Source organism: Niastella sp. sgz303648 (genome assembly GCF_059587045.1).
The window spans coordinates 374,771-395,886 of sequence record NZ_JCAPSW010000008.1 but is presented as its reverse complement, the minus strand read 5'-3'; the positions used below and the strand labels follow the sequence as shown (position 1 = coordinate 395,886).

The 21,116-nt window shown below is 42.4% G+C and carries 14 protein-coding genes and 1 riboswitch; of the genes, 4 read left to right on the top strand and 10 right to left on the bottom strand.

The genetic code is table 11. From position 1 onward, the window contains the following. Positions 1-4: 4 nt before the first annotated feature. The gene (locus AC59IL_RS24345) at positions 5-1,570 is read right to left on the bottom strand and encodes a RagB/SusD family nutrient uptake outer membrane protein (RefSeq protein WP_496554809.1); all 1,566 of its coding nucleotides are present in this window, start codon (positions 1,568-1,570) and stop codon (positions 5-7) included. A gap of 34 nt (positions 1,571-1,604) precedes the next feature. Further along, complete coding sequence (locus AC59IL_RS24340) at positions 1,605-4,745, bottom strand: SusC/RagA family TonB-linked outer membrane protein (RefSeq protein ID WP_496554808.1); 3,141 nt, start codon at positions 4,743-4,745, stop codon at positions 1,605-1,607. Positions 4,746-4,999: 254 nt separating this feature from the next. Here AC59IL_RS24340 and AC59IL_RS24335 point away from each other — a divergent pair, with 254 nt between their 5' ends. The 4 genes from AC59IL_RS24335 (at position 5,000) to AC59IL_RS24320 (ending at position 9,036) form a co-directional block, all read left to right on the top strand. Then, positions 5,000-5,878, top strand: a complete 879-nt coding sequence (locus AC59IL_RS24335) for a helix-turn-helix domain-containing protein (RefSeq protein ID WP_496554807.1) — start codon at positions 5,000-5,002, stop codon at positions 5,876-5,878. A 335-nt stretch (positions 5,879-6,213) separates the two neighbouring features. Continuing rightward, complete coding sequence (locus AC59IL_RS24330) at positions 6,214-6,918, top strand: NUDIX hydrolase (protein ID WP_496554806.1); 705 nt, start codon at positions 6,214-6,216, stop codon at positions 6,916-6,918. A 297-nt stretch (positions 6,919-7,215) separates the two neighbouring features. Next, positions 7,216-7,316: riboswitch (TPP riboswitch) on the top strand. Positions 7,317-7,535: 219 nt separating this feature from the next. Further along, entirely contained in the window at positions 7,536-8,291 is a 756-nt protein-coding gene (locus AC59IL_RS24325) for a nucleotidyltransferase family protein (RefSeq protein ID WP_496554805.1), read from the top strand. A 4-nt stretch (positions 8,292-8,295) separates the two neighbouring features. Next, entirely contained in the window at positions 8,296-9,036 is a 741-nt protein-coding gene (locus AC59IL_RS24320; protein WP_496554804.1) for a metallophosphoesterase family protein, read from the top strand. Between the two features lie 25 nt (positions 9,037-9,061). Here the strand turns inward: AC59IL_RS24320 and AC59IL_RS24315 are convergent, their stop codons facing one another. The 8 genes from AC59IL_RS24315 to AC59IL_RS24280 all read right to left on the bottom strand — a co-directional run bounded on the left by AC59IL_RS24315 (position 9,062) and on the right by AC59IL_RS24280 (position 20,894). Beyond that, positions 9,062-9,361: a hypothetical protein gene (locus AC59IL_RS24315; RefSeq protein WP_496554803.1), complete on the bottom strand. Its 300-nt coding sequence runs from the start codon at positions 9,359-9,361 to the stop codon at positions 9,062-9,064. A 311-nt stretch (positions 9,362-9,672) separates the two neighbouring features. Further along, positions 9,673-9,888 carry a hypothetical protein gene (locus AC59IL_RS24310; RefSeq protein WP_496554802.1) on the bottom strand — a complete coding sequence of 72 codons (216 nt, stop codon included), beginning with the start codon at positions 9,886-9,888 and terminating at the stop codon, positions 9,673-9,675. A gap of 375 nt (positions 9,889-10,263) precedes the next feature. Beyond that, on the bottom strand, positions 10,264-12,087 hold the full coding sequence (locus AC59IL_RS24305) for a glycoside hydrolase family 2 protein (protein ID WP_496554801.1): 1,824 nt from the start codon (positions 12,085-12,087) through the stop codon (positions 10,264-10,266). 141 nt (positions 12,088-12,228) lie between these two features. Next, a complete protein-coding gene (locus AC59IL_RS24300; protein ID WP_496554800.1) occupies positions 12,229-13,434 on the bottom strand; it encodes a glucuronyl hydrolase in 1,206 nt (401 codons plus the stop codon). 140 nt (positions 13,435-13,574) lie between these two features. Then, positions 13,575-15,191, bottom strand: coding sequence for a RagB/SusD family nutrient uptake outer membrane protein (locus tag AC59IL_RS24295; protein WP_496554799.1), 1,617 nt, complete (start codon positions 15,189-15,191; stop codon positions 13,575-13,577). A 24-nt stretch (positions 15,192-15,215) separates the two neighbouring features. Next, the gene (locus tag AC59IL_RS24290) at positions 15,216-18,485 is read right to left on the bottom strand and encodes a TonB-dependent receptor (protein WP_496554798.1); all 3,270 of its coding nucleotides are present in this window, start codon (positions 18,483-18,485) and stop codon (positions 15,216-15,218) included. A gap of 500 nt (positions 18,486-18,985) precedes the next feature. Then, positions 18,986-20,134, bottom strand: coding sequence for a FecR family protein (locus AC59IL_RS24285; RefSeq protein WP_496554797.1), 1,149 nt, complete (start codon positions 20,132-20,134; stop codon positions 18,986-18,988). A 169-nt stretch (positions 20,135-20,303) separates the two neighbouring features. Continuing rightward, the gene (locus AC59IL_RS24280) at positions 20,304-20,894 is read right to left on the bottom strand and encodes an RNA polymerase sigma-70 factor (RefSeq protein ID WP_496554796.1); all 591 of its coding nucleotides are present in this window, start codon (positions 20,892-20,894) and stop codon (positions 20,304-20,306) included. Positions 20,895-21,116 lie beyond the last annotated feature (222 nt).

The window sequence follows — 21,116 nt, the reverse complement described above, 5'->3', positions numbered from 1 at the left end:
TGAATTAATAATACGCAATGGGATCTTTTGACAGTTCAGGGTCCTGCAGTATTTCGCCGGCAGGCACGGGCAGATACATATACTTTTCAGCAAAAGTTACAGTTTGCGCAAAATCGGCCGTACCTCTGTTTTGCGCTTCAATGATCTGTTTGGCTTTTGCAAATCCCTGGCGTTGGATATCGAACCAGTAATCGCCTTCAAAAGCAAATTCAACACGACGTTCATGTAAAATATCATCTTTGGTGATCGACGTTTTGGCGGTCAATCCTGCACGGGCACGTACTTTATTTACGGCATCAAGTGCAGCGGCATCTGTGGTTGAAGCGTTGGTACCCAAAACGGCTTCGGCGTAGATCAATAAAATATCTGCATAACGCAACATCATGGTATTTATACCGGTGTTCATGCCAAGTACGGTTTCCCCTCCATACGTTTTACCGGGACCAACTACATATTTGGCAATATTCGATCGGGTGCCATTTTTTATACCGCCATTACCTTCTGCCTGTACAGTATCATACACATATCCATTTGCCATAAACGCATTATAAGTGGCATTGGCATTTTTCGGTTTCCAGGCCGATTTCGACCATCCCTGCTCCATTACAGATCCTTTGCGACGCAAATCGCCAAACTCATAGGCTTTCAAAATGTCTATCGAGGGAATGTACAGCTGCCACATGCTGGCTTCATCTGTTTGCAGGTTCGAAGGGCCACGGTCGGGGTTCATTTGATTGGCAGAACCCCAGGGGTTGCCGGTAAGCTGGTGCTGTATAGAGAAAAGCGCTTCTTTATTATTGTTATAGCTGCTTGAACTAAATATAGCTCCATAGTCAGGCATCAGATCATATTTCCCCGAATTAATTACTTCCAGCGCTTTTGCTTTGGCGTTATCGTAATCTTTCAAATACAAATACAACTTTGCCATCATGCCTTTAGCTGAATATTTGGTTAACCGGCCGGCCTGCGGATCCGTTTCGGGTAATCCGGCCTCTGCCAGTTTCAGTTCTTCCAGTGCAAAACGTAATACATCTTTCTGGATGTACCGTGGAATATTGGCACTGCCTGTTAAAGCAATTTTACCAGGGTCTGTTACAATCGGTGCATCGCCCCAGATTCGGCCGATATAGAAATATACAGTTCCTCTGAAGAAGTGACATTCTGCAATGCCAGGATCGAGTATGGTAGCATTACCACCTAAAGATTTTTTTAACTCAAGCGCTTTCATGTATTCGCTTGTCCAGCCGCCTATTTTATAAAACACTTTCCAGGCATCTGAAATACGTACTGAAGTGGAAGCAAACGAAAAGTTCAAAAATGGAGGATCATCACTGCCACCGGTATATTCATTACCGGCCATTACATCGCCGATGGCGTCCATGGCTCTGTTTTCGTAACCCGACCAGGGAAGACCATACAATGTACTGGTAAGCCCTCTTACATCGTCTGCTGTATTGTAATAATTATCAATGGTGGTACTATCCAAAGCAGGTCTGTCGGTGAAAGATTTTTTACAGGAAGCTGCTATCAGCAACACTCCTAAAAAAGCATATATATTTTTACGTTTCATTGTATTAATATTTAAAACCTTAAACATCTAAAAATTATAACTCAATGTTGGCGCCAATGGTAAATGAACGTGGATTGGGATAGTGGCCCATATCAACATTCGTCAGTCTGAAGTTGTTATTAAACTGACCGATCTCAGGATCGTATCCGCTGTAATTGGTAAATGTTTTCAGATTTTGAATAGACAGGTATACTCTGGCGTTGCTGATTTTTGCTCTTTCAATATACTTCTTCGGAACCCTGTATCCTAAGGTGATATTTTGAATACGAACGTATGAGCCATCCTCTACATAACGGTCAGAGATATATACGTTGTTTGTATTCGTATTTGTAAAGCGGGGCAGTTTACCGTTCGGATTTGCATCGGTATACCGGTCCATTACGGTCCTCAACTGATTATAGAAGGCATTGTCCATTTTCTCTAACTGCCAGCGAAGGAAGTTGAAAATTTTTGCTCCGTAGCTACCCTGAACAAATACTGAAAGGTCAAAATCTTTATAAGTGAAGCCGTTGGTTAAACCATAGGTGAATTTCGGAATGGGGCTGCCGATAAAGGTAATATCGTTCGCATCAATTGATTTATTACCATCAACATCTTTGAATCGTACATCACCCAGCCAGGTGTGCGTTTTGTCGACTGAATATCCAAACTGAGGCAAACTATTGTTCAGATCATCCTGTGAACGGAACAGTCCGTCGGTTTTAAGACCCATGAACGAACCTACCGCATAGCCCTGTTTCGTATAGCTGATAACGTAATTATCGTAATATACTTTACCCGACAGACCTGCGTTTTGAAGTTGCATTTTGTCGAGGTTGTTTTTGTAATGAGTAAACACGGCAGTGGTTTTCCACGAAAGGTCTTTGGTTTTGATATTATTGCTGGTAAGGCTTATATCAACGCCCGTATTGCTCATCTGGCCTATATTCATGATGGGCCCCTGCATATCATTCCATTGGTCGCCCAAACCAATCAAACTGGCGCCGGCGCTGGTCAATAACATTTTGGTGGTTGATTTTTTGTACACATCAACACTCAGATCTATTCTGCCCTTCAAAAACGAGGCATCGATACCTGCGTTTTTGGTAACAACGGCTTCCCAGCTCAAATCAGGATTAGCAACCCCATTAATGTAGTTAGAGGTACCAAAACCAACGGGGCCAGGCCAAAAACTAACCACTCCGGTATAGGCAGGCCTGGGTGCATTCCAGGGTAAGTCCTGTCCACCCACTGCACCATACCCAACGCGCAGTTTCATATAGTTCATCACACTTTTTATAGGATCGGCGAATTTTTCGTTGGTAACCGTCCATCCGGCAGATCCACCGGGGAAATATCCCCATCTTTTATTGGGTCCGAAATTCGACGAAGCATCTGCCCTGAAGCTAAGCGAAATCGAATAGCGATCGTCGTAAGTATAGCTGGCTCTTGCAAAGTATGATCTCATGGCCGTATTCCACTTAGTGCCACCTAATTCCCAGGTAGTTTTATCGCTGTTGCCTGCGTTCAGGTCTAACAGATTATTGGCAAGATCTACTTTTTTGCCACTGATGTTTTCATAATAATTATACTGCGCTTCATGGCCAAGAGTAGCATTGATACTATGCTTATTAAACCATTTGTTATAGGTAAAGTAATTTCTGAAGGCATAATAATAACCATTTCCCCTGTTATCGAACAGCTGGCTTTGTAACTGGGTGGGCCCGATAGCACCGGATTTCTGAAAAGCAATGTTATCATTTAAATTGAGTGAATAAGATAATTCGGTTCTGAAAGTAAGGTCTTTTCTTAATTGAACTTCTCCGTATGAATTGCCAAATACGTTCCAGTTGGTAGATGTATTACCCCTGTAATTACTTCTGGCAATCGGGTTATCCTGGCTGTATTGAAAACCGCCTACAGTAGTTCCGCCGCCCCAGGTGCCATCGAGGTTTTTAACAGGTATCAGCGGACTTTGAACAGCACCCCACCAAATAGTTCCTTCAGCCGCATCGGCCAGGGTTACATTCTGAACACTTCTTGTTGCATTGGTGCTGAAGCCTATTTTAAACCAGTTCTTTAACTGGTGATCGAGGTTAAAGCGGGTGGTATATCTTTTAAAATCAGAACCGATCAAAATACCTTTCTGATTGAAATAGTTGAACGATAAATAATAGCTGGTTTTATCTTTTCCACCTGAGAAGCTCAACATGTGGTTTTGAACCTGGCCGTGCTGAAACATAGCCTCCTGCCAGTCGGTACCGGAACCCAATACAGAAGGATCCTTAAACTCCGGTGATGGGGTAAGGCCAATCAGCGGGGCTACTTCATTCTGGTATTGGGCAAACTGTTGCAGGTTCATAAGATCTAATTTCTTTTGCACCTGTTGCTGACCATAATACATGTCATAATTTATTTTGCCTTCACCATTTTTACCTTTTTTGGTAGTGATCATAATTACGCCATTCGCAGCCAGTGAACCATAAATGGCCTGGGCCGACGCATCTTTCAACACATCTATTGATTCAATATCACCGGGATTTATAGAAGCCAGTACGCTGTTACCGGTTTGACCGTTTGAACCGCCTAAACCCGCATATCCGGTATTATTTCTTGTATTGCTTGTAAAAGGTACCCCATCTATCACCACCAACGGATCATTGCTGTTGATAGAAGTAATACCACGCACATTTACCGAAACGCCGCCGCCGGGTTGACCACTATTATTTTGTATCGTTACACCGGCTACTTTGCCCTGCAACGCCTGATCGATGCCTGTTACAGGCATATCTTTAAGGTCTTTGGCTTTAACCGAAGAAACCGCCGACGACACATCGCTTCGTTTGGCAGTTCCATAACCAATTACAACCACCTCATTCAATTTGCTTTCAGCGAGATTGATAGTTATAGCAAGCGTTGTTTTTCCTTCAACGGAAATTTCCTGGGGCGATATGCCTGCATAACTTATCACCAGGGCTTTTACATTTTCAGGAACCACAAGATGAAACCGGCCATTCAGGTCTGTAATGGTCGAAGCTTTTTCGCCTTTTGCTTTTACAGTAGCTTTTTCAAGAGGAAGACCGAGATGGTCTGTAATGACCCCCACAAGTGTTTTGGTTTGGGCATTGGAAGAGGATGTTAACGCGAGTACCCACAATGTGCATAGCAGTACCCGGTAGAATACTTTTTTTCTCATACAGCAATCAATTTATTGTCAAATTTATCACTCAATATTGATAACCATATAATACTTTATTGACATATTTTAATGTTTTTTCGTTTTGTAGAACATATATAAAATAATAAATTCAGCTAAAACCTTTGACTGTAGCGGGTTTTGAGTAATTTCATTGTCATGATATAAATATGATACAAATCATACCTTGAATTGTATAATTTTGATCATCTTTACAATACTAATTAAACGATTTTGCTATTAACTGCCGCTGTATGAAAAACAACTTACTCAGGGAAATCACCCCCCTTACGCAGAATGATTGCTTTACACTTTTTTCACGTGTTAAATCGAAATTCGACTTCCCACTGCATTATCATGAGGAATTTGAATTGAATTTTATTCAGAACGCCAAAGGCGCCAAACGTGTTGTGGGCGATCACATAGAAGAAATCGACGAGCTGGAACTGGTATTGGTAGGCTCAAATTTGCAACACGCCTGGTTTACCCACAATTGTAAAAGCGGCGAAATACGCGAGATCACCATTCAGTTTCATAAAGATCTGTTCGATGAACGGTTCCTTCGCCGCAACCAGCTGAGCTTTATTCGCACCATGCTCGAAAAATCGTTACGCGGCATCTTATTTTCAAAAGAAACAACCCAGCAGCTGGCTCCGCGCATAATAGAACTGAACCAGAAACAGGGTTTTGATTCAGTGCTGGAATTAATGTCAATACTACACGACCTATCTATTTCACGAAATATGCGCATTTTGTCGGATGCATCCTTTAACAATACAGAACAATTCACTTATAACAGCCGGCGAATTGAAAAAACGCTGGAATACATGAACCATAGCTTCGACAAACCCATAACCCTAAACGAAGTTGCCCGGCTGGCCAATATGTCGGATGCCGCCTTTAGCCGTTTTTTTAAACAGCGCACCGGCAATACGTTTATCGACAGTCTTACCGAAATACGCCTCGGGCATGCATCCCGCATGCTGATCGACACAACGCAATCCATAGCCGAAATTGCATACCATTGCGGATTCAATAATATCTCCAACTTCAACCGCATTTTCAAAAAGAAAAAAGGTTGTACCCCTAAGGATTTCCGTGAAAGCTTTTCAGGAACACGGATATTTATATAACAGGCCCTTAGCGTTAAACCAGGCCGTTGCCGTTATTGACCGTCATCCTGCTGAAAGCCAGGCCCATAGCCGGCCACCTTTATGCCCCGGCCAGCCCTGCCGGGTCTGCATCCCCAAAGTCTTTCCTTCATACTTACCTGCCCCTTATGGCTTGTTCCCTGTGCCTTGAGCCTTGTGCCTTGAACATTTTTATGTGGTACGTTTAAAAAAAAATACCGATCTTCATCAGGTAACTACTTAAGTTTCAGTTTTTCTTATTACTTTAACCCAAAATTTCTATCCGTTTTCCACTATAGAATATTTTTTATAGTTTAAATGGAGCGATTTACTTTCATATGAAACATTATTCCAGGCAAAAACGTATGCTGGTTGCTGTAGACTCAATCATCTTTGGTTTTGACGGTCATGAATTAAAGCTTTTACTGATTCAACGCAGTTTTGAACCTGAAAAGGGGAAATGGAGTTTGATGGGTGGCTTTGTTCAGCCCGATGAGGATTTTGAAGAAGCAGGGACCCGCGTTTTAAAACAACTAACAGGATTAAAAAATGTGTACATCGAACAATTGTTCGCATTTGGCCAGCCTGACCGTGATCCTGTCGAACGCACCATCTCTGTTGCCCATTTTGCGCTTATCGACATTCATAAATACGAAAAGCAACTGAGCGACGACTATCATGCCGAATGGTTTTCATTGAAAAAAATACCGAAGCTCATTTTCGACCATAGTAAAATGGTAAAAATGGCGCAGGAAAAATTACGCTATAAAGCCGCTTTCCATCCTATTTTATTTGAATTATTGCCCGAAAAATTCACTCTGCCCCAACTGTACAATCTGTATACAGGTGTATATGAAACGGTGCTGGACAAACGGAATTTTACCCGGAAGATACTTTCGACCAAACTACTTATAAAACAAAAGGAAAAAGAAAAAGAAGGCTCCAAAAAAGGCGCCTTTTATTACAAACTCGACAAGCGCCGGTACGATTCGGCATTTCATTCCTTTTTAAACTTTATACCCAACCCCGATAACCTGAAGTAATACAGGTTTTTCGTTGCCGGTTGCAGAAACCCGGTTTTTCCGCATAAAGGGAATTACCGGTTTTTTTGTTGCCAGGTGCCGGATACCAGTTACCTGTTGCCTATTGCCTATTGTCTATTGCCTATTGTCTATTGCCTTTCGCCTTCTTTCAGATTTTGGGCAACAGAGCGAGGAAATTATTTCCATACATTCATCATTTTACGGGAGTATATTTTTCCTTTTTCACATAATTGCTTTACAATGAATCGATAACAAAAAGCCGTTTTTTGGGCATAATTATTATACTATTATTAGCAGATGTTTCTCACGGGGTGGTTCCGCTTTCGGCGGAATCTGAGATTACACTCATACAACCTGACCTGGATAATGCCAGCGTAGGGATGAGGAACAAACGGGGATTCCGGTTTCAAAACCGGAATCTCTTTTTTATAGGGATGCCACAGTTTTTATGGAAGACCCCTCGCTGCATTGCCACCGATACTTATGTAATGGCTTCGAATTTCTTACATCAGTGGCCACTTGTGTAGAAAAATATCACCACTCCTGCCTTCAACAACCATTATTTCAATTAAAACTTATAGCAACCAGCTGGCATGTGCTTGTATTTATAAGTTATTATGAATGACACCAATAAACAACAACAGGAAGTACCGCGTGAGCGCGGTACGTTTTATCGCGAAGCACTTTCATTATTGAATAACAGCGGCACCCCTTATATGCTCGGTGGCGCCTTTGCTATGTTTCACTATACCGGCATTTACCGCGACACCAAAGACCTTGATGTTTTTTGTAAATATGATGCATACAGTAAAATACTATCGTTATTTGCTGAAAAAGGATATCGTACAGAGGTTACTGATATACGGTGGCTTGGTAAAATATTTGATGGGGAATATTATATCGATGTAATATTCAGTTCGCCGAATAATATTTGTTTGGTTGATGACAGCTGGCATGAACATGCTACCAAAACAACATTCGAAGGCGTTGACACATACCTGTTGCCGGCCGAGGAACTGATATGGTGTAAATGCTATGTTCAAAACCGTGAACGTTTTGATGGCGCTGATATAAACCATACTCTTTTGAAATATGGCCGGCAGCTCGACTGGAAAAGATTATTCAGCCGTATGGACCAGCACTGGCAGGTGTTACTGGCACAATTGTTACTTTTTCAGTTTGTTTATCCGGCCGACTTTCACCAAATCATTCCCAAATGGCTTTTTGATGAACTGATGAGCCGGGCACACGATCAATATAAATTACCGGCAGCTGTAGAAAAAGTTTGCCGCGGCCCCTTACTCGATCAAACACAATATGGCATTGATATTAAGGAATGGAATTATAAAGCCTTAACTCTTAAATCGGTTTAATGTTATGACAAGCGAATCAAAAAAAGTACGCATTGCTGCAATAGCCGATATCCATATGCGTGAAACAGATAAAGGCAAATGGGCAGATCCGTTTAAAGAACTTTCCCGGCAGGCCGATGTATTGCTGATAGGCGGTGATTTAACCGATACCGGCGATGAGGCCGAAGCAAAGGTTTTGTGCGAAGAATTAAAATTATGCACCATTCCTGTAATAGCTGTGTTAGGTAATCACGACTATGAAAAAGGCCGGCATAAACTCATTCGCCAAACTTTACAGAGCGACCGCGTTCACATACTCGATGGTGAAACTTATGTAATTGACGGTATTGGCATCGCCGGCGTTAAAGGCTTTGGCGGAGGTTTCGACAACTATATGCTTTCGATGTTTGGTGAAGAAGCCATGAAAGCATTTGTGCAGGAAGGCGTAAATGAAGCGCTGCATTTAGACCGCGCCCTGGCACGGCTCGATAAGGAACATGAAAATATAAAGAAGATCGCTTTGCTGCATTATGCCCCAATAGTAGATACAGTGATCGGAGAGCCTGAGGCGATTTTTCCATTCCTGGGCTGTTCGCGACTGGCCGAACCATTAAGCCGCCGACATGTAATTGCAGCATTTCATGGTCATGCACACATTGGTACTTTTCAGGGAGAAGCGGCCGGAGGTGTAAAAGTTTTTAATGTGGCAGCTCATGTGCTGTTCAATGCAGGATACAATACCCCATTCTTCATTTATGAAGTCTGAAAGAAAAGAGGCAAAACGTTCAAATTCAGTCAGCATCACTGTTTTGAAATTCTATCTGCCTTGCGTTCTGCGCTTTATCCCTTTCTATCAGTTCATACAAAGGTTCAGCCTTATGGTATTTAAATGCCAGTTTTTCTTCTTCAAATACAAAGAACCATTCCTGCCATGAAATGTGCTCAACATTATCATTCTGCCATAAACCGCCAAAAGCAATGGCTATTTTTTCTTTGTTAGGTGTGAGCGTATGCATATTCAGCAAAACAGGCAAGCCATGCCTTGCTCTTGTCCACTCATGAATGATCGAATGATCAATTGTCGTACGCATCGGTTCGTTTTCCATAACTCATTCATTTCCTTCGTTAATAATTAATCACAACTAATTATACCCAAAAGATCGTACCATTTTTATATGACAATCTGTTAATTAATAAAGCAGCGGGCGGGCAGAAATATACCCATTATGATCGGCTGCAGAAACGCACTACCTGCTCCATGAACCATTTATCGATAATAGTTATAAAAAGAAAAGATGGCCCCTTTTCGGAACCACCTTTCTACATCAGGCATGGTTGGAGAGTTGCTATTCCAACTGCGGACATCCCGTGTGCCTTCCCTTAGCCTAAATTATATAAACCATCATTCAGATAACCTGATAGCCGGCGTTAATATCGGCCTCATAGGCACATGTAATAAAGTTTGTGGCTTTATAAATGCGCTGATGGTTTCGTGACCACTGACCTTTCGATGCACTGCAACTGATCTTATTTTTGTGCAGGTATAAATAAAGAGTACGATCGTAATAAGACCAATCACTTCTCTTATTACTTTTTTTAATAGCATGGTGTATTTCATAGTTAGCAGGTTTTTGAACCGTCAGAATGCGGTAAGTATGGTATGCACAGGCCAAAACATTTATTCGAATGATAAATGCGTAAACAGATCATTGCGCTCATAGCAATGCAACCGGTCACCTAATCCGGCCATTGAACGGGCAATACAAAAACATACGGAAACAATAAGGGAGATAATGCAATCTTAACCTGTTAAGGAAAAGCAGCAGTATACGAATAGATATTTTAAAGGAATATCGGGATCAAAATTGTAAAGGGCGCAAACGGGAGAGGTTATAACCAATGATTTGTGTGAAATAACCATGCCAAAATGAACCTCATTAATGTCTGATCAACATTTAAAGAGATATATTTTTTATTGTTATACACTAATGCCTTACTGATCTTTCTTTTCATCATAATATGCCTTCAATACAGCAAATGCCTTTTTCTTTCTTCCTTTCTGATCTATAAGGCCTTTGTTATTCCAACCTTCCTGGTACACCTGGTTATTACGGCGGGGCGAACGGAAGTCGCACAATATCCAGGGACTTAAACCGGCAAAATTATCGGGCATGCGTTTTAACATGGCAACCTGTTCGCGATAAAACCATTCCTGGTATTCTTCGCTCCAGCGGGTAAGCGAGTCGCCATGAAATCCATACAGCGTTTCGGCGCCGGTTTCACTAATGAAGAAGGGTTTGTTGTATGCGATACTCCAGTTGGCAGTACGGCAATTATCGGGCAAACCACCATACCAGCCGAGGTATTCATTAAAAGATACGATATCAACGTACTCACCCAGCGGATCGTCGATCTTATTTACACCAGGCTGGTAATTCACTTCCAGTGCGGCCGATACAAGGCGTGTACTATCGAGCCCCCGGGCGGCGCTGATCAAATTATGCATAAATTCGGTGCGTTCGGGCTTTACCGGCGTTTCGTTACCAACCGACCAAATGATGATGCTGGCCCGGTTGTGATCTCTGGTGATCATTTCAGTAAGCTGTGTACGGGCTTTGTTAAATACTTCTGTACTGGTAAAATCGATCGTCCAATAAACCGGAATCTCTGACCATACCAGTATGCCCATTGAATCGGCGGTACGTGCCATATTTTCGTTATGTGGATAATGCGCCAGCCGCACCATATTACAGCCAAGCTCTTTGGCCTCACCAAGCAACAGCAATGCATCTTCTTTGCTGTATGCACGGCGACCCTGTTGCGCAATTTCTTCGTGTATACAAATGCCGCGCATAAACAATGGCTTACCGTTCAGCAATACCTGTTTGCCTGAAACTTCTATAGTACGGAATCCGATCTTATCTTCTATACGGTCGATTCCGGTATTAATAACTACAGTATACAGTTTTGGTGTTTGGAGCGACCATAACTGTACAGCCGGCAAATTGAATTGTATCGCTACTTTATCACCGGTTACAGGAAATGTTTTCTTAATTTTTAATTCAGGGATTTCAACGGATACCTGCTTTGTGTTTTGCCAGCCATTCAGTTGCACCCATCCTTCTACGGGCATGTTCTTTGTTTTGGCAGGTGCCACTTTCTTTAACTGAAGACTGTAATCCTGTATATATTCCTGCGGTACTTCAACCAGCAATACATCGCGTGTTATACCGCCATAGTTCCACCAGTCGGTATTAACGGTAGGCACTTCATCTTTATGTCGCGTATTATCAACTTTCACCACGAGGTAATTACCGGCAGGTTTTAAAACAGAATCAGGCACTTCAAAATTAAAAGGCGTAAAACCGCCTTTGTGCTTTCCCAGCTTTTTTCCATTGAGGTATACATCGGTTTCGTAATTAACGGCGCCGAAATACAGGTATAGTTTATCCGATGCATTAGTCTTTGTAAAATCGAATGATTTTTTATACCACACAATTCCTTCGTAATACAAAAATTTATCGGCCTGCGAGTTCCAGTCGCCGGGAACGTTTAAAATATATTTATCGGTAAACTTATGTTCCTTGCGGTCGGTTTTATTAACCGGTTCATCACTATTCCAGTAAGCCTCACGATCATTTTCACGTCTTTCCTGAAAACGATAATCATAAAATCCGGTGCCATAGGGATCAATGATGTATTGCCATTTGCCATTCAAACTGGTCACTTTGCGGGAACCTATATCGGTGATCAACGGTGTTTGGGCGTTGGCAATAGCAGCAACAAATGAAAATGCAACAGGAAGAAAACGTTTCATATGATTGGTTAGTCGTGATGGTGAATGGTGAATGGTTAATTCAATAGGCAATTGACAATTGACAATTGGCAAATGCAAAACGGCAAGCAGGTGCTATTGCCTATTGCCTATTGCTTATTGCATATTGCTTATTGCTTTTTCTTACTTTTTAATTCTTTCTTCATTATAACGTTTACATGCCTCAATAAAATAATAATCCCCATAAGTAAGCGGCATATCTACTTCGGTGCCCTGTGGCTTATGCCCTACTCCATGTTGTAAAATAAAGCCCCCATTGGCGCCGGGAGCCGCTTTATATGGATCGCGCGATAAATTACGCAGCATGGTTTCGGCCGTCTGCAAATAGGTACGGGCGCTTTTTTGATCGGTATAATGACTTAATTCAATGAATGCTGAAGCCATAATGGCCGCTGCAGAAGCATCGCGCAAAGCATTTGGAATACCAGGTGCATTGAAATCCCAATAAGGAATTTTATCGGCAGGCAAATTAGGATGGTTCAAAATAAATTCAGCAATATGTTGGGCCTGTTGCAAATAACGTTTGTCTTTGGTTTCGCGGTAGCAAACGGTATATCCGTATAAACCCCAGGCTTGTCCGCGCGCCCAGGCCGATTCGTTGGCTGCCCCCTGTGCTGTTTTCTTTTCAATCACAGCACCATTGGCAGCATTATAATTAATCACGTGGTACGAACTATAATCGGGCCTGAAATGATTTTTCATAGTGGTGTTGGCATGTGTAACGGCAATCTTATAAAAAGAAGAATCGCCGGTAGCCTTTGTAGTTTCGAACAACAGTTCGAGGTTCATCATATTATCAATGATCACCAGAAAATCACCTGCCTTCGAATCCCACGATTTAATACAACCTACGTTTGCATTGAACCGGGAGCTCAGCGAACGGGCGCTGTTGAGCAGAATCTCTTTGTACTCAGGTTTTGGTTTCAAACGATTGGCGTTACCAAAACTGCAATACATCATGAAACCCAGGTCATGCGTGGTGGTGTTATATTGTTCTTTTTGTAATATCTGTAAAATACGTACGGCTTCGTTATATAAAACGGTATCACCTGTTTGCTCGTATAAGTATAGTAAGGTACCGGGATAAAAACCACTGCACCACCAGTCCGAGCCGCTTGTTTCGGCCTTACCGGTTTTAGGATCAAATGTTTTTGGAAAGCGATCAGCCGGCAATGTATTCATCACCACTTTATACTGTTGCGCCCCATCAGTAAAATTCTTTTGTATGGTTTGAAGGAGTTCATTATTGGCCTGCCCCGTTGATTTTTTTTGTGAAGTACAGGCCACTCCTGAGATAAGGATACAGCAGTAAAAAACCAGTTTTTTCATGAATAGTTGCAGTTTAAAGGCGCAAGATACAAGACGAAGTCGGAAGTCTGAAGTCAGAAGACCCCAAAGTTTATAAACGCTAAACTAAATTGAACCGCAGGTTCTTCTGACTTCCGACCTCAGACATCAGACTTCAGATTTCAATACCCGTCGTTCTGGTCAAGAACTGCATCTTTGTTCAGATCTCTTTCCGATTGCGGAATGGGTAACAGCAAATGTTTGGCGCTAAGGCCTATTACAGGATTAATTGTTTGTGTATTGTATTTGGTTGTTCGGGTTACCAGTGTGCCTGTACGCATCAGGGTCATACGACGGTTTTCTTCGGCCAGTAATTCGCGGGCCCTTTCATCGAGTATGAAATCAAGCGTTACCTGCCCTGAAGTTACAGCCGACGCATTTGACCTTGCTCTTAATGTAGTCAGCGTTGCAGCAGCCTCTGTAAGCTTACCCTGTTTAAACTGTGCTTCGGCAAGTAGTAAGTAGGTTTCGCCCAAACGCATCATAATAAAATCTTTCACCATAGCAAAACCAAATACATCATTGGGATCGTACTGGTACCATTTGGTTGTATGCGGCGCAATTTTAAACACCGTATCGGCGCCGGCATAGGGCACCTGCTGGCCATAATTAGACTGACCCGTTGTATTGTAATAAAACTTATGACGCAAATTATATTCTGAGTTACGCATGTCGCCGGATTCATATAAGCCATATACAACCCAGTCGGTCAGCCGCATTCTGCCAATGCCTCTGCCACCTAATGAATCACAAATAGTCATATTGGTGATCTGATAATAGGCAGCGCCCCAGTTGCGGCGTTGTTGCGGTGCACCTGAATAACCACCTACTACGGTACTGGTATTTTCCAGCTCAAGCACCCAGATGGCTTCTTTATTACCCTGTCCGTAGCGCTGATTGCCATAAACGAACATATCAGAAAACGGATCACCGGCCGAGGATGATCTAACGCCATAACGTGCTTTTGTAAGACTGAATTTGCCACTATTGATAACGGCCTGGGCCTGTGCTTCGGCCAGATCGTTCTTGCCCATACGCAAATATGCTTCGGCCAGTAACTGCTGCGCCATAGCTTTGTTGGCGCGGCCGTATAATTTTCCTTTACTGTTCGATTTTACATTATCGATAGTGGGCAGGTATGTAGCAGCATATGTAAGATCGGCTACAATTAATGCATTCACCGAATCTAACGAAGCCCTTGTAAAATCGGTTTTTGGTTTTTCAAGTGGTTGGGTAACCAAAGGCACTTTGCCAAACAACGTGGCCAGCATATTATAGGCATACGCCCTGAAAAACCGGGCTTCGCCGTTTATTGCGTTTTTACCGGCGTCTGATATACTGGTAACGCCGGGATCTTCAGCATTCTTAATAAGGTTATTGGCATTATTGATCATCTGGTAGGCCCAGCTCCAGGTAAAAGAGGCAGCTCCGTCGGTTGATATCAGCTGCGTATAATCGTAATAGGGTACTTCAATACCCTGTTTTTGAGTAGGCGGCACCCAGGCAATATCTGTTCCGGCGTTCCATACACTTGGCCATCCCTGTGCATCGCTTTTTGATAAAAATAATTCAAGCTGATAATACAATCCGGTGGCGGCGGCTTCAAACCCCAGTGAATCTTTAAGTGTTTCAGGGGCATAATTGGAATATAAATTTTCGTCGAGAAAACTTTTGCTGCATGCATATAAGCCCTGAATAACCGCACAAACCCACAATATTTTTACAATATGCTTTTTCATCTGAAATAATGTTTAAGTGATCAATTAACGAAGTCCTACATTAACACCAAAAATGAATGAACGAACAAGGGGATAGTTATTATCCCAGCCATTGCTTCCTCTGAAAGTAAAGTCGTTCTCAGGGTCCCATCCAACCCAGTTGGTGAATGTGTACAGGTTTCGTCCGCTTAAGTAAAAGGTTAAGCTGCCCAGCCCTGTTTTATTCAGTAAGCGCTGCGGCGTAGTGAAACTTAAAGTAGCATCCTTGATGCGGGTATAGCTATTGTCGGAAGCATAACCATATCCACGGCTATTGGTATATCTCAGTGAAGGCCTTGTATTGCTTTTATTTTCATCGGTCCAGTAACCAACTTCTTTAGCGGTATTCATACGACCCGCTTCATCGGCAAATGTGAGGTTCACATTATTCTTTAAAGCACCCTGGAATGTTTGAATAAAAATGTTCAGGTGCCAGTTTTTATAATGAAAGGTATTGGTTAATCCACCGATCCATTTGGGAAGTGTTGAGCCCAATATCACTTTATCATCGGCTGTTATAGTTTTGCTTCCATTCTGATCGGCAAACTTCAAATCGCCGGGTTTAGCACCGGGGTCCTGATTCGATGCATCTTCACCGGTTTGCCAAACACCCTGCATTTTATAATCGTAAATCACAAATAACGGATGGCCAATGAACCAGCGGTTGCCGAGGTCATCTTTTTTATCGCCATACAGGTCAAGTATCTTATTTCTATTGGCCGCAAAATTAACCATGGTTTCCCATTTAAATTCACCGGCTTTTACGTTAATGGTATTAAGTGTTATTTCAACACCTTTATTGGATAATTTACCGAGGTTATCGTACACTGTTGAGTAACCGGTAGCAGCAGGCAGATTACGTTTGAGTAATATGTCGGTTGTTTTGGTATTGTATATTTCTATAGTACCACTAATGCGGCTGTTCAACACAGAAAAATCAATACCAGCGTTGAAACCGGTAGTTGTTTCCCAATGCAGGTTTTTATTACCCATTTGGCTGGTGCTTACCACACCTATGGTGCTTACACCGTTATAGGGAAACCGCACCGATGCATCGGTGGCTGTTGTTCCATTGGGATCAATAGCCTGGTTACCCGATTTTCCATAGGAAACACGCAGCTTCAGGTTGTTCAAAAAAGAAAAGTCTTTCATGAACGATTCATTGGTCACATTCCAACCGAGTGCAAACGAGGGAAACAAGCCATATTTATCGGTATTGCTGCCAAACGCCGAATAACCATCTCTGCGCGCAGTAACGGTTAATAAATAACGGCTGTCGTAATTATAATTCAGCCTTGCCATTTGCGATACCAGTGTGCTTTTATTCTGGTATGAACCGTATACATTGGCGCCATTGAAGTAGCCAACATAGCCTGCACTCAATGTTGCGGCCGCACTTAAATTATGATAGGTAAGTTCGTCGTTCACAAAACCGGTTCCAACGGTACTGGTGCCATAAAATTCATTCACCTGCGCACTGTATAAGCCGGTAAAATCAATATGGTGTTTTTGCCATTCCCGGGTATAGGTTAAAATATTTTCAATGATCCAGTTTTTGTTCTCTGAATTGCCAACGGTTGCTGTACCCAGCAGATCGTTCGATTTACGACCGGTATAATTGGCGCTTCTGCCGGGCAAATACGAGTAAGCGGCATTCAGGCGGTATTTTAATCCCGGTACAACGGCGGGTTTCAGTTCGGCATAAAAATTACCATTCAGGTTATTGCCCCGGCTGATGCGGTCGTTATACAACCCCAGCAAAGGATTCACATATAACAACTCGGGGTTCATGGGATAAATTTCATAATCGCCATTGCTCTTATATAAAGTACCGTAAGGGCTCATAATGGCGCCGAGATAAAAGTTCACTCTTCCGCCATCATAATTATTGTTGGTAAAAAATAAGGAGGTCCCAACAGTCAAAAAATCGGTGAGGTTTACATCAAGGTTCGAACGTATACTGAGGCGGCGATACTGATAACCTTTTACCACGCCTTTCTGATTCAGGTATTCGCCTGATAAATAATACTTCACATCTTTGGTACCGCCCGATATGCTCAGGTTATGGTCCTGTATAATGCCCTGCTGGGTTACTTCTTTTATCCAGTCGACTGTTTTGCCATTATTATAGTTGGCTATTTCATAAGCATTCGGCAAAATAGTTGTTTGCGTTTGCGTTGGGTTTACCTGCTTGTACCAGTCTGCATATTTTTGTACATATCCTTCGGGGCTATTGGGCTTCATTACATGCGCCAGGTTTTCGAGGCCGGTATAGCCACTGTATCTTATCACAGGTTTACCCGATGTTCCTCTTTTGGTAGTGATCAGTATAACGCCATTGGCGCCACGGGTTCCGTATATGGCAACTGCCGAAGCATCTTTCAGCACTTCAATAGAGGCAATATCATTTGAGTTGATGTCGTTGATGTTGCCACCGGTTGTACTGAACGGAATACCGTCAACAACGATAAAAGGCGTTCTGTTGGCGTTGATTGAATTGATGCCTCGTATAGTTACCGTTGCGCCGCTGCCGGGCACCGATGAGTTTTGCGTAACATTTAAACCCGCTACCGATCCCTGCATAGCCTGGTACACATTGGTTACGGGCAATTGCGATAAGCGTGCTTTGGGCACCGAAACAACCGAACCCGTTACATCTGATCTTTTTTGTGTACCGTATCCTACTACAATAACCTGGTTTAAATCGGCCACATTTTCCTGTAATACAATATCAATGGTATGGTGTCCATTTACGGGCACTTCCTGGTCAATAAAACCTACCGAGCTAATTACCAGTATGGCGTTTTCGCTGGTAACATTCATCGAAAAAGTGCCATGTTCTTTGGTTGAAGTGCCGTTGCTGGTGCCTTTTTCCTGCACGGTTACGTTGGGCAGTGGGTTATTGCGGGTATCGGTAATACGGCCGGTGACCTCAAAAGCCAGTGGTGTACGTTCTTCTATGGCTTCCTTTTGTTCGGTTGAAATAACGATCAGGTCGTTGCCTACCACTTTAAAAGTAAGTGCGGTATTGCTCAGCAACTTCTTCAGTACATTGTTTACCGGTTCGGCCTGTACATCGATATTGATCTTTTGATTAGCAGGCAGTATTTCTTCGTTGTAAACAAACCTGAAATAAGTTTGCCGTTCAATTATTTTAAAAGCAGTTCTTAACGTGGCATTGGCCAGTTTAAGGGTAACTTTTTCCTGGGCAAAACCATGATAAGCCATGGACTGGAAAGAAAAAAAACAAATAAGCAGCACAGTCATTTTCATCATCAGCAAGCATTTGATGACAGGGGTAGGGCACAAGAATGACCTACATCCGATTTTTTTCATAACTTAGTTTTGAATAGTTAAAGGATGAAAAATTTCTCCGTCGCAAGAGGACTTTCTGAATTTAACTCCAACGGGGAATGCGTCAACATTCTCCGTTTTTGTTTTTTACGCTGAACGCGCAACGCTCAATGCTTAACGCACTTTTTTATGCGTTGTGCGTTTTGCGTTAAGCCTTAAGCGTTTGGGGTAGTTTAGGTCAATTTTTTCATTGAAGATTATTTTGGTTACACAATCGTTTTATACGCTGAATGCTTAACGCACTTTTGCTGTGTGTATCAAGCGTTATGCGTTTTGCGTTAAGCGTTGAGCCTGCTTTTGGGCAATACGAACCGGCAGCCCCGCCAAAGCGGGACAGACAGGTTTTTACCCGGCAGCCGGTTTATGTATTGGCCGGATGCCTGTTAAATCATCTGATTAAGGTTATTCAATTCAATTACAGCTCACCAAATGATCACCTCGTCGCCCCTGATTTCATAATGAAATCCCCGTGCAATGCTTAGTGCTTCCATTACATCGTTGAGCGATTTGTTCTCAAAAACACCTCTGAAGTGCAGACTTTTGAGCGATTCATTCTTTACTACAAAAGTTACATTGTACCAGCGTTCAATTTCCGGTAGCATCCGTTCGAAAGATTCGTTTTCGAAAGCCAGTTTGTTTTTCACCCACATGGTTTCGAAATGGTTGCTGGTATCGTTTTTATAAGGATGTATTCTGCTTAACGTCATTACCGGTTCGGTATCAATTGAGCTGTCTTTTTGAATTTTATCTATAATGGTTGTGTTATCGTTTCGAACAATCAGTTTTTCATCGGGTTTAAGTATGATTTTTTTATCGGGACTGCTATGAAGCGTTATCTCAACCGAACCGCGTATCAGAGCTGTTTCGGTAGTTTTTTCGCCCGGATAGCACCGCACATTAAAAGCTGTACCCAATACTTTTATATCGATAGAATTTGTATGTATAACGAATGGAACCCGTTGCCCCGACTGTGAAGTAAGATGGGCCACATCAAAATAAGCTTCGCCGGTAAGAATTACTTCACGGGTATTACCTAAAAAACTCTGATCATAAGTTAACTTACTATCTGCATTCAGCCACACCTGCGTACCATCGGGTAGCTCAACTTTCGATTTTGAGCCGGGCCGTGTGCTGATGGTATTTTTGGCCGAAACGGGTTTATTATTACCGGTTTTTCGTTCAGCCGGTGAATAAACCAGGAAAAACAACAGCGCAGCCGCAGCTATACCCGCCGGTAACCAAAGCCACTTTACGCGGCTACGACGTTTATTGATATCAATAACATGCTGCATGGTATCATCGGTTTCTGTTTCAAATTGCAAAACAGGTTCGGCCAGATGATTGCTGAGGCGTTGCAGGTGTTTATCGTAATTATTGGTATTAACAGGCGATGATTGCTGCTTACTGTTCCACACGTTCCGCATAATTTCCATTCGCAACCCCAGATCAGGATGCTGATTCAACAGGTCGTTCAACTCTTTCTGTTCTTCAGGGGTTGCTTCACCGGAAAGCTGTAAACTGAACAAAAGCCATACTCTTTCTTCGTTCATATTGATTAGGCTGTATAGCATAAGACAAGAGGGAGGAAAGAAATGTACCAAAGGAGCTGAAAGTTTTTTTGGAGCCCGAAGTCGGAAGTCGGATGTCAGAAGTCAGAAAACAGGAAGGAAGAATTTACAAACCATGATTGAACCCCAGGTTCTTCAGACATCAGACCACAGACTTCAGACTTCGTCTTTCTTACTTCTTATTCCTGCTAATTTCAATACTCTTCCCTCTCAGATACGCGGGCAACGTTTCAGCTATCTTACGGGTAGCGATGGCCACCTGATTACGAACGGTGATGACAGAAATATGCAGTATATCAGCAACTTCTTTATAGCGCATGCCATCTTCTTTTACCATTTGAAAAATAAGCCGGCATTGCGGGGGCAATTGTTTGATGGATTGCTGAATGGTTTTAATAATATCAGCCGAAATGCACAACTCTTCGGGATTATCGAGACTTATAACCGCTTCAAAATCCAGTTCATCTAAACTGGCTACCGGGTTTTTAAAGTGGCGGGTAATATAATTGAGACAGAAATTTTTAGCGATCTGGTACAGGTAAACCTTCAGATTATCGATTTCGGGTAGCCGGTTCCTGATCTGCCATAATTTTATAAATACGTCAGAAACAATTTCTTCGGCTGCTTCGGAAGATTTTACAAAGGAGAAACAAAAACGGTGGAGGTTATTGTAGAACATATCATACAAGGCATGATAGGCCTGCATATCTTCATACAAAGCAATACGCTCCTGAAGCGATCTGATGTGGTTGGGATCCTTCAAAATGGCAAGTTCTGGTTTTATATTACAATTCTAATTTCAGTTAAAAAACTACATCAGCAAAATTTTGCTGATAGTTTTTTACCTACGCGACCTATTAAAGTGTCAAATATACAGTTACGGACTGTAGAAAAAGAAGGAATGCTGCGTTGGGTAAAAAATAAAAAACGCCTGTAAATAATTTACAGGCGCCGATTAACAAAAATATCTTACGCTTAGCCTCTG

Coding starts and splice junctions, on each gene's coding strand:
- AC59IL_RS24345 (WP_496554809.1), bottom strand. CDS start 1,570: ATGAAACGTAAAAATATATATGCTTTTTTAGGAGTGTTGCTGATAGCA.
- AC59IL_RS24340 (WP_496554808.1), bottom strand. CDS start 4,745: ATGAGAAAAAAAGTATTCTACCGGGTACTGCTATGCACATTGTGGGTA.
- AC59IL_RS24335 (WP_496554807.1), top strand. CDS start 5,000: ATGAAAAACAACTTACTCAGGGAAATCACCCCCCTTACGCAGAATGAT.
- AC59IL_RS24330 (WP_496554806.1), top strand. CDS start 6,214: ATGAAACATTATTCCAGGCAAAAACGTATGCTGGTTGCTGTAGACTCA.
- AC59IL_RS24325 (WP_496554805.1), top strand. CDS start 7,536: ATGAATGACACCAATAAACAACAACAGGAAGTACCGCGTGAGCGCGGT.
- AC59IL_RS24320 (WP_496554804.1), top strand. CDS start 8,296: ATGACAAGCGAATCAAAAAAAGTACGCATTGCTGCAATAGCCGATATC.
- AC59IL_RS24315 (WP_496554803.1), bottom strand. CDS start 9,361: ATGCGTACGACAATTGATCATTCGATCATTCATGAGTGGACAAGAGCA.
- AC59IL_RS24310 (WP_496554802.1), bottom strand. CDS start 9,888: ATGAAATACACCATGCTATTAAAAAAAGTAATAAGAGAAGTGATTGGT.
- AC59IL_RS24305 (WP_496554801.1), bottom strand. CDS start 12,087: ATGAAACGTTTTCTTCCTGTTGCATTTTCATTTGTTGCTGCTATTGCC.
- AC59IL_RS24300 (WP_496554800.1), bottom strand. CDS start 13,434: ATGAAAAAACTGGTTTTTTACTGCTGTATCCTTATCTCAGGAGTGGCC.
- AC59IL_RS24295 (WP_496554799.1), bottom strand. CDS start 15,191: ATGAAAAAGCATATTGTAAAAATATTGTGGGTTTGTGCGGTTATTCAG.
- AC59IL_RS24290 (WP_496554798.1), bottom strand. CDS start 18,485: ATGATGAAAATGACTGTGCTGCTTATTTGTTTTTTTTCTTTCCAGTCC.
- AC59IL_RS24285 (WP_496554797.1), bottom strand. CDS start 20,134: ATGCTATACAGCCTAATCAATATGAACGAAGAAAGAGTATGGCTTTTG.